Annotated in this window: 14 protein-coding genes; 10 read left to right on the top strand and 4 right to left on the bottom strand. The window is 44.7% G+C overall.

The window, feature by feature from the left end; translation table 11 throughout:
* The 4 genes from QUB10_RS18715 to QUB10_RS18730 form a co-directional block, all read left to right on the top strand.
* Positions 1-260, top strand: a 260-nt coding sequence (locus tag QUB10_RS18715; protein ID WP_333204447.1) for a hypothetical protein, incomplete at its 5' end; no start/stop codon positions are given.
* Positions 261-433: 173 nt separating this feature from the next.
* Entirely contained in the window at positions 434-643 is a 210-nt protein-coding gene (locus QUB10_RS18720; RefSeq protein ID WP_333204448.1) for a hypothetical protein, read from the top strand.
* 68 nt (positions 644-711) lie between these two features.
* Complete coding sequence (locus tag QUB10_RS18725; protein WP_333204450.1) at positions 712-1296, top strand: recombinase family protein; 585 nt, start codon at positions 712-714, stop codon at positions 1294-1296.
* 12 nt (positions 1297-1308) lie between these two features.
* Positions 1309-1755, top strand: a complete 447-nt coding sequence (locus QUB10_RS18730; protein ID WP_333204452.1) for a hypothetical protein — start codon at positions 1309-1311, stop codon at positions 1753-1755.
* Between the two features lie 299 nt (positions 1756-2054).
* Here the strand turns inward: QUB10_RS18730 and QUB10_RS18735 are convergent, their stop codons facing one another.
* On the bottom strand, positions 2055-2297 hold the full coding sequence (locus tag QUB10_RS18735) for a hypothetical protein (protein WP_333204454.1): 243 nt from the start codon (positions 2295-2297) through the stop codon (positions 2055-2057).
* 245 nt (positions 2298-2542) lie between these two features.
* On the opposite strand from QUB10_RS18735, the gene QUB10_RS18740 reads away from it, so the two are divergent.
* The 4 genes from QUB10_RS18740 (at position 2543) to QUB10_RS18755 (ending at position 10360) form a co-directional block, all read left to right on the top strand.
* Complete coding sequence (locus QUB10_RS18740; protein WP_333204456.1) at positions 2543-3829, top strand: chemotaxis protein; 1287 nt, start codon at positions 2543-2545, stop codon at positions 3827-3829.
* A gap of 197 nt (positions 3830-4026) precedes the next feature.
* Complete coding sequence (locus QUB10_RS18745; RefSeq protein WP_333204458.1) at positions 4027-5949, top strand: response regulator; 1923 nt, start codon at positions 4027-4029, stop codon at positions 5947-5949.
* 270 nt (positions 5950-6219) lie between these two features.
* Positions 6220-9690: a PAS domain S-box protein gene (locus tag QUB10_RS18750; protein ID WP_333204460.1), complete on the top strand. Its 3471-nt coding sequence runs from the start codon at positions 6220-6222 to the stop codon at positions 9688-9690.
* 283 nt (positions 9691-9973) lie between these two features.
* Entirely contained in the window at positions 9974-10360 is a 387-nt protein-coding gene (locus QUB10_RS18755; protein WP_333106528.1) for a response regulator, read from the top strand.
* A gap of 679 nt (positions 10361-11039) precedes the next feature.
* Here the strand turns inward: QUB10_RS18755 and QUB10_RS18760 are convergent.
* Positions 11040-11249 carry a hypothetical protein gene (locus tag QUB10_RS18760; protein WP_333204462.1) on the bottom strand — a complete coding sequence of 70 codons (210 nt, stop codon included), beginning with the start codon at positions 11247-11249 and terminating at the stop codon, positions 11040-11042.
* 179 nt (positions 11250-11428) lie between these two features.
* Between QUB10_RS18760 and QUB10_RS18765 the strand changes: the two genes are divergently transcribed.
* Together QUB10_RS18765 and QUB10_RS18770 are read left to right on the top strand one after the other, a co-directional pair.
* Positions 11429-11737, top strand: a complete 309-nt coding sequence (locus QUB10_RS18765) for a DUF1830 domain-containing protein (protein ID WP_333204464.1) — start codon at positions 11429-11431, stop codon at positions 11735-11737.
* Between the two features lie 5 nt (positions 11738-11742).
* The gene (locus QUB10_RS18770) at positions 11743-12162 is read left to right on the top strand and encodes a late competence development ComFB family protein (protein ID WP_333204466.1); all 420 of its coding nucleotides are present in this window, start codon (positions 11743-11745) and stop codon (positions 12160-12162) included.
* A gap of 240 nt (positions 12163-12402) precedes the next feature.
* On the opposite strand, the gene QUB10_RS18775 is transcribed toward QUB10_RS18770, so the two are convergent.
* Positions 12403-12756 (bottom strand): DUF6464 family protein, encoded by a 354-nt coding sequence (locus QUB10_RS18775; RefSeq protein ID WP_333204468.1) that lies wholly within the window; start codon positions 12754-12756, stop codon positions 12403-12405.
* Between the two features lie 482 nt (positions 12757-13238).
* The gene (locus QUB10_RS18780) at positions 13239-13973 is read right to left on the bottom strand and encodes a sucrose-phosphate phosphatase (RefSeq protein WP_333204470.1); all 735 of its coding nucleotides are present in this window, start codon (positions 13971-13973) and stop codon (positions 13239-13241) included.
* Between the last annotated feature and the right edge of the window lie 148 nt (positions 13974-14121).

Here is a 14121-nt window from a genome sequence, read left to right on the forward strand (position 1 = left end):
CAGAAGGAGTCAAGCTATTTACTTCTATGCTTCAAATTTTTGACGCCACACCCGATTTAGACGGATTTAATTTAAGTAGCAAAACAAATAAAAGTCAATTTACAAAAAAAGCCGATACTACTACAGTATTAGGCAAGAAAGTTAAATTAGATTCTGAGCGTCCTGTAATTGATTGTTACTTTTACTCTGCCGTTTTGCAATTGCCACTCTTGAAAAAGCCTATTCCATTAGTTACGCGAAATGTAATAGTTTACAAATAAATTGCTTGTTTTAATGAAGGAAACACTAATTTTTATGGTGTTTATTTGGCATTTTACTTACGGAACTACAGTCGGAGCTACAGTGGAAAAGTAACTTTAGGTTAAAAATGCTTGTCACTATTCTGTCTAAAAGAGTAGACTAGAATAAAAGTAGCAAGCTTATTAGAAAGTTCATGACTCAGAATACTGAAGTTAGTATCGGCGGTGATGTTATTACTGGCAACGTCAGGTTGCAAACCGAGGTTAACGAATTTACTAAAAATTATCTAAGGATTGAAGCAATACGACAAAACGTAACAATGGGGCAGTTACTAGACAAAATTATAAAACGGTTGTGTGAGGAAAGCGAACTGCAAGCGTATCAGAAAGCAACTCTTAATTGATACGGCAAATTTTTTAAATTTAACCTCGACTTTATCAGGGTTTTAGTTATTTTAATTTGGAGGTTTATTTGATACGAGCGATTGCTTACTGCCGGGTATCGACAGACGATCAGAATTGCGATCGGCAAGAACGGGATTTAAGAGAGTTTGCTTATCGCGCTGGCTATGAAATTACCGAAGTAGTTCGCGAGACTGCCAGCGGCGCAAAAGCCGATCGCCCGGAGCGAAAAAAAATCATGGCGGCGGCACAAGCTCGGAAAATGTCGGCGGTGCTCGTAACCGAAGCTAGCCGATGGAGTCGGAGTACGATGGATTTGCTCGGCACGCTGCAAGATTTGAACGCCTGGGGGATTAGCTTAGTCACTTTATCGGGGATTAGCTTAGACCTCAACACACCCCAGGGTAAGTTGATGGCGGCTATACTTTCGGCAATTGCTGAGTTTGAACGCGACTTGATTCGGGAGCGGGTAAAGTCGGGCATTGCATCTGCAAAGGCTAAAGGCCGAAAATTTGGACGACCGCGATTATCCGAAAGTGCGATCGTCCTTGTGCATCAATTGCGGACACAAGGCAAAAGCTATTCACAGATTGCAACACTTTCTGGAGTTAGTCGCACTAAAGTAGCGACACTTTGTCGCCAAAATTCTAATTAAGAAATTAATCAAATGACACAACATCAGTTAATTTTTACAATGGGTTTAGCTCAATCTTCAGAGCTAATTTATGGAAATTTGCAGCTAGTTTACCCAGACGGTCGGGCGATCGACTATGTAGCTACTTCTGGCTGCGCGGATTATCAGCGACCCGGTGATCAATGGGTAAGGGGGAAAGGGCCTATTCCTGCGGGCGAGTATGAAATACCCAGCGAGCCGTATTATCTCGAAACTCGCGGTGTAGAGGGCGATTTTTTCCATATCACGCCCGACCCGGTAGTGTCTGAGCATGGCAATGGCATCCGTGCTGAACTAGGGCTGCACTTTGATGCCAATTATCCCGGTAGCGCGGGGTGTGTAGTTTTGCGAAACTGGGAAGGCTGGCGGCGTTTTTGCGATCGAATGGCATCGATCGCAGAATTGGGCGTAAAATCTTTGTCGCTGACTGTAAAGTATTGAAACAAGCGCTATATGTGGTGTTGATGCAGCTTCCTTGCCACACTACATATAGTTTTAATCCCTAATAGGGTTTTATGTGGGGTAGTCTCAAAGTAGAATTATGCAGTTTTTACGGTTTCAATCCCTGGTAGGGATGGGGGAGGCTAGCATCCCGCGTGCTGTGTGCAGCGCTTGTTGCTAGCCACCAAAATAATATCATTTATCGTTGGGGATTCAATCTAGATATTTTCCCGGTTGTTTTAAAGAACAAAATATGAATGTCCCTGTTGTCAGAAAGTAGGTAATAGAAGACCTCGGGGTCAGAGAGCTAATTTCTCCCTATAGTTGTCATCTTTCTTCTGGGCGAGTGACTCCCGCTCCAGCGCTTTACGAGCGCGAAAGCGGTAGGATGAAACGGGGGGAAGGGATACGGCTGTATAATCGATCGCCTCTGGTTGTGTTTGTGAACCGGGTTGTTGATGGAAACTAAGCAATTCCACTCCCATTGCTGGGGTGAAGTTAGCACGCGCCTTTGTTTTCTGAGCTGATTCGCCTAATGGCACGTCCTTAACCCAAATAAAAATGTTTAACCCTTAACGACAGAACAGGGGACTAGCTACGCATCCGCTTGGTGTCATTACTCAAAAAACCTAGACATCAAAGGTCTCAGGCTGGTCAACTGAAAATGAAGTTTTAGGCCCCAAGCCCACTCACTTCCGTGCTGGGTCGTTGACTACTTTCAACAATCTTATTCCAGTATAATATTAATATATAATTTGTTAACTTGTACTTAACACTATCCGGGTAAATGAGCAATCCAACTCAACTCACCCCCGATTTCACGATCGGACATCTGCCGTGTCACGACTTCCAAGTGAGCGCTGCAACTCTAGGACAGGTAGTGGCTGAAAGATTTGAGCAAGAACCAGACCTGCCGGGAGTCATTATTACTCATGAATCACAGGTATTGGGCATGATTTCTCGCGTCAAATTTCGAGAGCAAATGAGTTTTCCCGATCGCGTAGAGCTTTACGGATCACACCCGATTCGAGCCTTGTTAGATTTTATTAGAATTCCGCCTTTGCTGCTTTCGGAAAACTGGAAAGTTGACGATGCTGTCCAAGCCTCTTTCAACAGGCACAAAGACTTGATTTATGAACCCATTATTGTGGTAATGGAAAACCAAAACCACCGCCTTTTGGACGTTCATACTCTGGTGATTGCCCAGTCGAAGCTGTTAGCGCAAGCTAACAAAGTTATCCAAAAATATCGAATAGAAAGACACAAGTATTTGGCACTACTTCAACAAGAACAGGCTAATGTTCACGAATGTAAGGAGCTTTTAAAAATCCAACAACGTCAAACAGAAAAGTTGCAGATTAATCCCAGTTCCCAGCAAATGGCACTGGTTAAACAAGCTGAAGAAATTGCTCAAATGAATCAGCGATTTGTGAGGATTGCGAAACTGATTTCTTCCGAAGGTCGCCAAGCATTTCAAGCTACTTTTCAAGGTGCTAATTCTATTTGCAACAATACAGATAAAATTTTGGGCGTGGGCAAAGCAATAGCTAATGATTTAGAAACGGTTAACCGCACTTCCCGAACCATCCGGGAGGCGATCGAACAAGTCAGGCATTTAGCAGTACAGGTGGCTGTAGTTACCAATCAAATGGGAAGTCAGCCCAGCGGTCTGAGCAAAGTGAGTCTAGAAATTGGCAGACTGGCAAGTAAAACTTTTGAATTGGGGACTCAAATGGAGCAAATTGCCAGCCGGTTTAAACTTCGAGTTCACGAACTCACGGAGGCAGCAAGAGCGGGTGCTAATGTGGCTAAATCCGTGACTATCAAGATCGATCGCGCAGAAATGGCCCTGTTAGAGTTGGAGGAATTAATAGCGGAAAAAGATTTCACTTCACAGACCGTTATCAAAGAACCTTTGGGAGTTATAAACAGTGTTACCGCTGATTCTTTAGTTAAAGAGATAGAACAGGCTGAAGTCGCGGTTTCCGAGTTGGAAGACTTGGTTAAGCATCAAGATTCATCGCAATATCTGATTCAAAAAATTCAGCAGGCGCTGAAGTCCAAAAAGCCCTAAGATTCCAGGAATAATCCGGTAAAACATAGGGAGAGGTTAAAAAAAACAAATAATAATTTACCCTTTCACTATTTCCCGAATACTATTTGTTAGACTTAGGGTGGGAAAAATTAAAATTAACTAGGATTAAGCCTATTTAACCATCCCAATAATTCGATAACAAGTCACAAATAGAGCTTAAATAACAGGTTACGCTTATGAAAATTCTCCTGGTAGAAGATGACACAGTTACAGTCAGTTTGCTGACTCAAGCGCTGAACTCTCACAATTACAATGTGAATGCGGCTGCCGACGGTGAAACAGCGTTGCATTTGGTGCAGGCATACGATTACGACCTGATTGTTTTGGATGTGCTGATTCCTAAACTCGACGGCATTAGTTTGTGTCGGAAATTGCGATCGTCCGGCTGCCAAATGCCGATTTTACTGCTGACAGCGCTAGATAGCAGCAACGATCGAGTCCAAGGTTTAGAGGCTGGTGCAGACGATTATGTGGTCAAACCCTTTAATCTCGAAGAATTAATCGCTCGAATTCGGGCTTTGCTGCGCCGGGGTAAGGCAACTTTGTCGAGTACAAATTTAACATGGGAAAAACTGCAAGTCAACCCGGACACTACGGAAGTAACTTATGCCGAAAAAGTGCTGCACTTGACTCCCAAAGAGTACAATTTGCTAGAACTTTTCCTGAGAAATCCTCGGCGCATTTTCAGTCGCAGCGCCATCCTCGATCGCATTTGGTCGGCCGGCGAATTTCCTCAAGAAGAAGCCGTTACCGCTCACATCAAGGGGCTGCGGCAGAAGCTGAAAGCAGCCGGGATGACAGTAGATTTAGTGGAAACAGTGTACGGATTGGGCTATCGGCTCAAAAGTCTGCCGGAGGAGATTGAGAGCCAACAAGTTGGGCAGGAAACGGCAGAAACTGCTAAGACTCAAGAGACTTTATCTCCTGAATCCAGCGAGTCGAGCCAGGAATTAAACAAAGACGAGCGCCGTCTCAAAGTCTTGAATGCGATTGCCCAAATGCGGGAAAATTTAAAAGCTAATTTTATAGAAAAGGTGGCGATATTCGATCGCGCGATCGCTCAACTGAAAAACGGAAGCTTGGAGGGCGAAGTGCGCGAGGAAGCCCAGGCTCAAGCTCACAAATTAGTCGGTTCTTTGGGAACGTTAGGGCTGCCGAAAGGTTCGGAAGTTGCGCGCCAGATAGAACATTTGTTCAAGCCTGAAAACATCTGGAAACCGGATACGGCTCAGCAGATTGAAGGCTTTCTGCATCAGATCAAACAGATATTCGATCGCCCGTCGCCCGAACCAGAAGGCGATTTGGTTCCTGCGGTTTCCCAAAAGCGCCGAATGCTGATTGTTGAGGATGATAATTTTGGGAGCGATCGACTCAAAACAGTAGCATCCGGTTCCGGCTTCCAGATAGAAGTCGCCAACTCTCCGCAAGCGGCAAGAAATGCGATTTCTCAACAGCCTCCCGACGCGATTTTGCTGGATTTGACATTTTCCAAAGCTCAGGAAAACGGACTTTCTCTCCTAGCCGAACTCCTCCGTGAAAAACCCGAAATTCCGGTGATGGTTTTTAGCGGGCACAATCAATTGAGCGATCGAATAGAAGTTGCTCGTTTGGGAGCTTCGGGCTTTTTACACAAATCTATGCCCCCAGCAGATATACTCAAAGCAGTCGCCCAAGTTCTCGACCAGACCGGCCCTGCTGAAGCTAAAGTTATGGTGGTAGACGATGACGTGCATCTATTGGCTGCACTGCAAGTGATTCTAAAACCTTGGGGATTTCAAGTAACAACATTGGACGATCCCGAAAAGTTCTGGGAGGTACTCGAAACGACTTGTCCCGATTTGCTAATTTTAGATGTGGAGATGCCCGGTTACAGCGGTATCGAGCTGTGTTTGGCAGTTCGCAACGATTTGCGCTGGAGCAAGCTCCCCGTGCTATTTTTGACAGCTCATTCCGAATCGGAAATAGTGCGCCAAATGTTTGTCGCAGGTGCTGACGACTACGTGAACAAGCCGATCGTGAAACCGGAATTGATTGCTCGCCTCCTGAATCGTTTGGAGCGGACTCAACTGAGAAACAGACTGGCTCAGGCACAGCGCTAATCCCATTTTAGATTTAAAAAATTAAAGAATTAAAGAATTGAAGAAGTGGGAATGACTGATGAGATATGGGTTTCGATCGCGTACCTACACTTGTATTCTTTTTTTTTAATGGGATAACTAGGAGCAAATATGCAGTGCGTGTCCGAAACAACTCAGGAAGCCTTAGCCAAGACTGGGGATTGTTAGATTGTGTGATTGCGACGCGGTGCTGTTGATTGATGCTTGCCCGCCGATCGAGAACACAGGCTAATTTAGAGAAGTATTAATCAGATGAAAGCAATGGTATTGTCCTCAGACACAGGCACTCTCAATAACAGCGACTGCGAACTAATTTACGCCCCGGGTTCCATTCAACCTCACGGCATCCTTTTGGTGCTGGAATCTCCGGCGTTGAAAATTTTGCAAGTTAGCAACAATACTTTTGAGGCGATGGGCCTTTACCCCGAACAACTTTTGGATAAATTTTTAGAGGAATTTGTCGAGACTGAGGAAATTGAGGCTATTGAAAAAGCTTTATTTGAAAACGACCAACAACGTAACGGTATCAGATTATCATTCAAAAGTCAAGACCGCCAGTCTTTTTTTGAGGGGACGCTACATCAATCAAATTCAGCATTAATTGTTGAACTAGAGTCGGTGGTTTCCCCAAAAACGAGCGATTGTTTCAATTGTTATAATTTAGTCCAAGAGCCGATCGACAAAATCCACAAAACACCAAACCTGCAAGTGCTGTGTCAGACAGCAGTTGAAGAAGTGCGGAGGATCATCGGTTTCGATCGAGCGATCGTCTATCAATTTGATGCCACCGGGGCGGGACAAGTTGTAGCCGAAGACAAAGTAGAAAGTTTGGCTCCTTTATTGGGACTGCACTATCCGGCTACCGATATCCCCGCCCAGGCAAGAAACCTCTTCCACATGAATTTAATTCGGTTTATTCCCGATATTAACTGTCAGCCTGTAGAACTAATTCCTCACTGCAATCCGCTGACGGGTCGCCCTTTAGATATGGGTGGCTCTTTGTTGAGAACAGTTTCGCCTTGCCACGTTCAATATCTCAAAAATATGAACGTTGCCGCTAGCATGACAGTGACATTAATCAAAGATAAAAAACTCTGGGGATTGATCGCCTGTCACCACCCAACACGAAAGTATGTCAACTACGAAACAAGAACCGCTTGCGAACTGCTAGCCAAGTTTGTAAATCTAGAACTCAGCTACAAAAAAGATAGCGAAGACCGGGAATATGCAATTTATTTAAAAGCACTTTGCCAAAAATTTATTACGGAAATTTATCAAAAAAACTGCTTTGTAGAAGGTTTACTAACATACCGAGATGAATTGCTGGCTTTAGTGGGTGCTACTGGTGGAGTTGTGTGTGCAAATGAAAGTTTAACAACCATCGGGCAAACCCCGGAATTGGTAGAAATCGAAAACTTAATTGCTTGGATAAAAACTCAAATAAATAATGAGGTTTTTTATACAGATTCTCTCTCAAAACTGTATCCGCCCGCCGAGAAGTTTAAAGAAGTTGCTAGCGGTTTGCTGGTACTTGCCATGTCCGAGATGCAAAATTATTACATTTTGTGGTTCCGTCCCGAAGCACTTCAAACTGTCAACTGGGCAGGTCCACCAGAGGGGCAAATTGAACTTAAAGCGGATGGCAGCCGATTGATGTCTCCTCGCATTTCCTTTGAGTTGTGGCAAGAAACTGTGAGGTCAAAATCTTTGCCTTGGCAGCCGTGCGAAATCGAAATAGCCCGAGAACTTCGAGTTGCTATTACTAGCATTGAGTTGCGGAAAACCAATGAGCAACTCAGCTTAGCTTTGTCGGCTACCAAAATTGGATTTTGGGACTGGGACGTGCAGAAAAATCGCATAGTTTGGTCGAGGGAACACGAAGAGTTGTTTGGGTTGATCCCGGGCACTTTTGCCGGAACTTATCAAAGTTTTGCAGCTTGCGTTCACCCAGAAGATTTAAAAAGTATGGAGAATGCTATAAATCAGGCGATCGCCCACCGAGGAGATTTCTGTCACGAAATCCGCGTGGTTTGGCCCGACGGCAGCATTCACTGGATGGAGGGGAAAGGTAAGTTTTTTTACAACGAAGCCGGCGATGCAGTGCGGATGGTGGGAACAGTTACAGAAATTACCGATCGCAAAGCTAGAGAATTACAGTTGCGCCTGTTGGAATTAGTAGTCACCACCACTAACGACGCCGTGTTAATTACCGAAGCTGAACCGATTGAGGAACCGGGCCCGCGAATTCTTTATGTCAACCCAGCTTTCACGCGGATGACCGGCTATACGCTAGAAGAAGTTGTGGGCAAAACGCCGCGCATCTTGCAAGGACAAAAAACAGATCGCGCCAGTCTCCATCGAGTTCGGACAGCTTTGAAAACCTGGCAGCCGGTGCGGGTTGACTCGATCAATTACCGCAAAGACGGGACGGAATTTTGGGTAGAAATGAGCATTGTCCCCATAGCGGACAAAAATGGTGAGTTTACCCACTGGGTATCAGTGCACCGGGATATTAGCGATCGCAAATTTGCTGAAGCCGCCCTCCAACAGCTCAACGAACAGTTAGAAATGCGAGTTTTGCAGCGAACCAGAGAACTAGAAAGCTCTCAAGCAGAACTCCGGGAAAGCGAAGCTTTATTTCGCTCTCTGAGCGAGAGTTCCCCCGTGGGTATTTTCAAAATCGATACTGAGGGGAAATGTACCTATACAAATCCTCGCTGTCAAGCAATTGGTGGCTTCACACCGGCAGCAGCTTTAGGAAACGGCTGGATGCGGTTTGTTCACCGCGAAGACCTCAAACTAATTCTGTCTAAGTGGCCCCAATCGCGATCGCTAGATGGGGAATTTTCCTGCGAATTCCGCCACATCCAGCGAGACGGAACCATCCGGTTTTGTCGGCTTAAAACAGCTCCGATTTTTTCCGACAGAGATCAACTAATTGGTCACGTCGGCACAGTCACAGATATCACAGAAAGTCGGGCAATTGAAAAAATGAAAAATGAGTTTATTTCGATTGTCAGCCACGAACTGAGAACGCCGCTTGCCTCGATTCGCGGTTCTTTAGGTTTGCTGGCGGCTGGGGTACTAAAAAATAAACCGGAAACTGCCAAACAGATGTTAGAAATCGCTTCGAGCGATACCGAACGGTTAGTGCGTTTGGTAAACGATATTCTAGACTTAGAGCGGCTCGAATCAAGCCAAGTTATCCTCGTCAAGCAGTGGTGCGATGCCCAGGTTTTGATGCGGAAGTCTGCAGAATCTGTACTTTCTTTGGCTGCTGAAAATAACATTGATTTGTCGATTTTGCCCCAAACAGCAAAAATTTGGGCTGACCCCGACAGAATCGTTCAACTCCTGGTAAATTTGTTGAGCAATGCGATTAAATTCTCGGCTCCAGGGAGTACAGTAACTGTCAGGGTTGAAGATTTGGGCGATTCCCTACGGGATAGCTACGCTTCACGGGTTTTATTTGAAGTCAAAGATCGAGGGCGGGGGATTCCTGCTGATAAACTAGAAACTATCTTTGGACGGTTTCAACAGGTGGATGCTTCTGACTCCCGCCAAAAAGGAGGTACGGGTTTGGGTTTGGCTATCTGTCGCAGCATAGTACAGCAGCACGGGGGCAGAATTTGGGTCGAAAGTGTTCTCTCAGAAGGAAGCAGTTTCTATTTCACAGTGCCCGCACAGTTGGAAGGCGAAGGGGGAAAAAGTTTGGAGTTTTGAGATTGCTTTCATAAGACATCGCGAAAGCTAACGTTCCTCGCAACGCACGCGGGGAGAATGAGTTTGCAAGGGCTATATATCGATTTTTCTGTTCTCGGTTTAAGTAGGTGAGCGGCATAATATAGCAACCGCGCCCGACGATTAGGACGTTTTTAAGTGCTGAAACTGTTAATTTTATTGCTTCTTCCTTCTGCTATATCTGTAAAGAAACCCGGTTGATGAGGCAGCGTGCGTAAGTTTTTTTTCGGTTTACCATGATTAATTTAAAATTTGAGTTTTAATTATGTCAGCAAAGCGCATTCTGGTAATCGATGATGAAAAAAACCTCTGCAGCGTGATTCAGGCGTGTCTGGAACATTTAGGCGGCTGGACGGTACTAAGCGCGCCCGACGGCAGCCAAGGATTGCTTTTAGCTGAAACTCAACTCCCTGACGCTATTCTGCTAGATGTGATGATGCCGGATATGGACGGACTTACTCTGTTTGGTTTGCTGCAAAACAATGCGGCTACTCGCGGGATTCCGGTGATTTTCCTGACGGCTAAGGTGCAGGCGATGGATTTGAGCGAATTTGCTGATTTGGGGGTAGCGGGGGTGATTGCCAAGCCTTTCGATCCTTTGAGTTTGGCACAGCAAGTGGCGGAAATTCTGGGTTGGGAACCGTTGCTTTAAACTTGGGTAAAATGCGATCGCAGATAGGATATCAAACTCGGCATTTGAAACCGCTACTAGACAAACAAAGTCGGCCCAGCCCGACGGCAGAATCAAAGGGGCATTAAAGCCGGATGACGATCGAAAATCCCCTTTCTCATTCCCTTGATTCTTGCAAAAATCACGCAATTATGTTATTAAACCGGGTTTATGCGTCCAGGAAAGTTCTAGTTTTTCCTGCTATTTTCATAATTTCCTCATTTTTTTGATTTAGCTTTGAGATGGATCGGTGATTGGTTAATTTAAACTCTGATTCCCTAGAAGTTCTAGAGATGATCTCAGGGAGTCGGGGTTTTTTGTTACCTGCAAAGCCGATCGGCTAATACCATATTTACAGGCAGAATAACTCCTCCAGAAGTTACACAGATGGGCCTCAAGAACGATTTTTTTTAATCCGAGATCACAGATGCAGCGAAGTTTTTTGGTAAAAAACCCGGTTTCAGCTTGCTAATCCAAGATTTACGCCGAGTTCCCTCAGAAACCTGGTTTTTTAACCCCGGAGCACAGATGCAGCCAAGTTTTTGGCTAAAAAACCCGGTTTTTGCCTAAGTGTTGTAATCCCTGCTTGAGCAAAAGTATATTTATCAAAAAAAATGATGGTCTTCATAATTTCCTCATATTTTTTAGATAAAGTTTACTCCTAGCTCTGGATCTCAAGGTCGATCGCACTCTCAGCACCATTCCGCTGCCAAAGAGCCAACCTGTTGTCAGGAGAGTTCAGCGCAGTGACGGTACTTTCGATTAACTCGTGCCACAGCACAATTAACCTAAATAAGTCAGGAGTGGCGCACTGCATACCAAACAAACCGGGTTTTTTAACCGGGAAAAACGGGGATTCTGCGGCCGACATCTCAGTGTTGGCAGGATAACTCAATGCTAAAAAAATTAATAACTGAAGAGGTGATTCGCGCTCTCGAATAACACCCCAAAAATAAGTCGGTCGTTTGATCAAGAGCCAAACTCGCAATGGCCACTAACAGGCAAAGCCAAATCTCAGTAAGTTTTTGAAATAGTGTGGAGATTTTTTAAATGTCCGATCAGCTATCTTATAAAGGTAACAACCAGATTCTATGCTATTACGCAAATGTTACCAACCTAGTTCAGGTGGTTCGGATTGGGAACATTCCTAATTGGTACTTTGAAAGAGTGATGTTTCCGGGACAGCGACTGATGTTTGAATCTCCTGCTGAAGCAGTCTTAGAAATTCACACTGGTACGGTGGCAAGTGCTATTTTATCCGACAAGATTCCCTGCTACGTGCTGCGGGTTATAGAAGAGGTAAGTTCCGAGTTCGAGCTGGTGATGACCGAAGACCGATTGGCGGTATTAGCGGGTTAAAATTCATGAGAAATCAGACGAGAGCGAGAACGGCCACAAAAATATTAGTTAACGAGTCTTTGGGGACAGGGAAAATGCAGAAAAATCTTGTCAATATTACCTTAGCTGTAGTCACAGAGGAAGTAGAAATAATCTTGGAGTCTTATCCGAAGCACCCCTACCAACAAGCTTTTTCGTGTTCGGGATTGAGACAAGATTTAATTGCTTATGTGCTCAGCCGAGTTCCTAATAGATATACTGCGATCGACTCCGGCGAGTCTGTGTCCAACCAAACAGTTCAGGTTCGCTGTTCTTCAGAACAGTTGCTGCACATAGAAAATTTGATTCATACTGGCATTCGCGACGTGCTCCACAGCTATCAGAAGATAGATTACCGCGTTCCTGAAGAAGTTAAATTCGATTCCAGAGTTGCTAGTTGGTTGTAATAGTTTCTTGTAATTGAGGGAGACGCCGAGATTCTCGGCTCTCTCGGTTGGGCGAGGTGGAATTGTGTACTGACCGAAAGCATCCAGGATACAAGCCCCCGGATTCATTCCGAAAGCAGACTCAGGACCGGTGAAATAAAAAACCTGTATCCGATAAAGGCGCCCCCGAATTTATCCGTGGGGTCAATGCTTAAATCTAAAATCTAAAATCTAAAATCTAAAATCGATTGACTTGATGGTTCAAGACTTTTGGTAATCGCAGCAGCCGTTGCACGGGCCATTGGGATTGACAGCACAGCGCAGAATTTCCGATCGAGCATTAAAGCGACAGCTAGCATCTCCGATAACCCAGATGCCGCTTACAAAAGTTCTTTCCGTCGGCGGTGTGGCCGACTGCACGTACAGGGCAATTTTTTGCAGTCGGTAGCGGCCGGATTTGAGTTGATAGCGGTGGTGGCGTTCCAAAACAGCGTAGGTTTGTCCCTCTAAATCTACATAGTTCCCCGGTTGTGGCGTCCAATCCAGCCGCAGGCTACCTAAATATTGGCGGGGGTGAGAGAGAATCACCTCTACGGGTAAAGTATTTTGTTCCATGTGGCGGTGCGTTGGCGAACTGAACTAAAGGGGCAAATAGTTGACTCAACCTACATCTTGTTCATCTAGAAAGATAAGTTTTTATAGAGAGAGTAATTTAGGTTTAGGCGCTCAACTTAACTATAGAACCTTTGGCGATCGAGGAATAGGCGACTTATCTTGGGATAGCCGACTCCCTCCACTACGTTCCACCTCACATCTTGCACCATTCTCAATTAGCCTTTTCTTGAGAATGGTGCAAGATGTGAGTTCCACCCAACAGGCGAGGAAATAAACTTCAACTCGCTTGAGGTAACTAAAGTTAAGTTCGATTAGTTTTGATCAAGCAGTACAGGGTGATGGTATCGCAACTCGCAGGTTCGATCGATACGCGGTTGAGATTCCTGAACAGATTTTAACGGTTTGCAGGACTTGGGGTGCTTTGGGTGCGTTTGTACTGAGGACTTGACTGCTCACTACAAACCAAAGGGAATTTTTGGCAATCAAAATTCCCAAAAATATGCCATTCCTTCCATGATTCCCCAAGCGCAAGCATAACCAGCTAAATAATGATTTTCAGTGCCGCATTCGCGATGCCATTCTAAGAGTTCTGACAGAGCATTAGCGACGATTACTCCCCGGACATCCTGTTCAAACATACTGATATCATTGCCAGAATCACCGCAAACTAATGTTGCCTCAGAGGGAATTTGTAGGCGCTTTTGTAAATAAGTAAGGGCATTGCCTTTATTGCTAGTTTGTGGTAAAATATCTACATTACTATTGCTGCTAAAAATGATTTGAGCTGGCAGTCCCGATTCAGTTAACTTTTCCTGCAAAGCCTGGACAGTCGAGCTATTTTCTGCTGCTGGTTCCAGACTATAACTGATTTTCCAAGGATTTTGTTCTTTTGGGGATTGGGGTTTAAGCTGGGAAAACTGCTGCGCTAAAGAGGCGATCGCCATTTTATCCCAGCCTTGAGAAAGATATTCCGCCCAATCTAAATCGAGGATGCCGTCTTTGTAAATTTCGCTGCCTACACCTGCGATCAAATAGTCGGGTGCTAGCAGTTGCTTTTGGGCAATTAATTCGCAAGTTGAAGCATAAGAACGCCCGGTAGCGTAAACCAAACAAATTTGCGATCGCAATTTTGATTGCAAGCGCTGGTTTAAAACTTGAGTTGCTTCGTCATCTCCGACTAGCGTGTTGTCTAAATCTGTAACTAATAAAAACTTCATTTGGGGAATTAGTCAGGAGTCAGTAGTCATCAGTGATTAGTGATTGGGAATCGCTCGCTTCCTAAAATAGTTTTAACTATTTATAAGAATTTGTTAAAAAAAATACATTTATAAGCAAGCTTATCGGTTAAGCTTGGCCAGATTTAAT

Origin of the sequence: Microcoleus sp. B5-D4 (assembly GCF_036705145.1) — a bacterium.
GTDB lineage: Bacteria > Cyanobacteriota > Cyanobacteriia > Cyanobacteriales > Microcoleaceae > Microcoleus.

Bases quoted from the DNA above. Each gene is read 5' to 3' on its own strand.
- QUB10_RS18780 (WP_333204470.1), bottom strand. From the start codon at position 13,973: ATGAAGTTTTTATTAGTTACAGATTTAGACAACACGCTAGTCGGAGAT.
- QUB10_RS18760 (WP_333204462.1), bottom strand. From the start codon at position 11,249: ATGTCGGCCGCAGAATCCCCGTTTTTCCCGGTTAAAAAACCCGGTTTG.
- QUB10_RS18730 (WP_333204452.1), top strand. From the start codon at position 1,309: ATGACACAACATCAGTTAATTTTTACAATGGGTTTAGCTCAATCTTCA.
- QUB10_RS18720 (WP_333204448.1), top strand. From the start codon at position 434: ATGACTCAGAATACTGAAGTTAGTATCGGCGGTGATGTTATTACTGGC.
- QUB10_RS18745 (WP_333204458.1), top strand. From the start codon at position 4,027: ATGAAAATTCTCCTGGTAGAAGATGACACAGTTACAGTCAGTTTGCTG.
- QUB10_RS18740 (WP_333204456.1), top strand. From the start codon at position 2,543: ATGAGCAATCCAACTCAACTCACCCCCGATTTCACGATCGGACATCTG.
- QUB10_RS18775 (WP_333204468.1), bottom strand. From the start codon at position 12,756: ATGGAACAAAATACTTTACCCGTAGAGGTGATTCTCTCTCACCCCCGC.
- QUB10_RS18765 (WP_333204464.1), top strand. From the start codon at position 11,429: ATGTCCGATCAGCTATCTTATAAAGGTAACAACCAGATTCTATGCTAT.
- QUB10_RS18755 (WP_333106528.1), top strand. From the start codon at position 9,974: ATGTCAGCAAAGCGCATTCTGGTAATCGATGATGAAAAAAACCTCTGC.
- QUB10_RS18770 (WP_333204466.1), top strand. From the start codon at position 11,743: ATGAGAAATCAGACGAGAGCGAGAACGGCCACAAAAATATTAGTTAAC.
- QUB10_RS18750 (WP_333204460.1), top strand. From the start codon at position 6,220: ATGAAAGCAATGGTATTGTCCTCAGACACAGGCACTCTCAATAACAGC.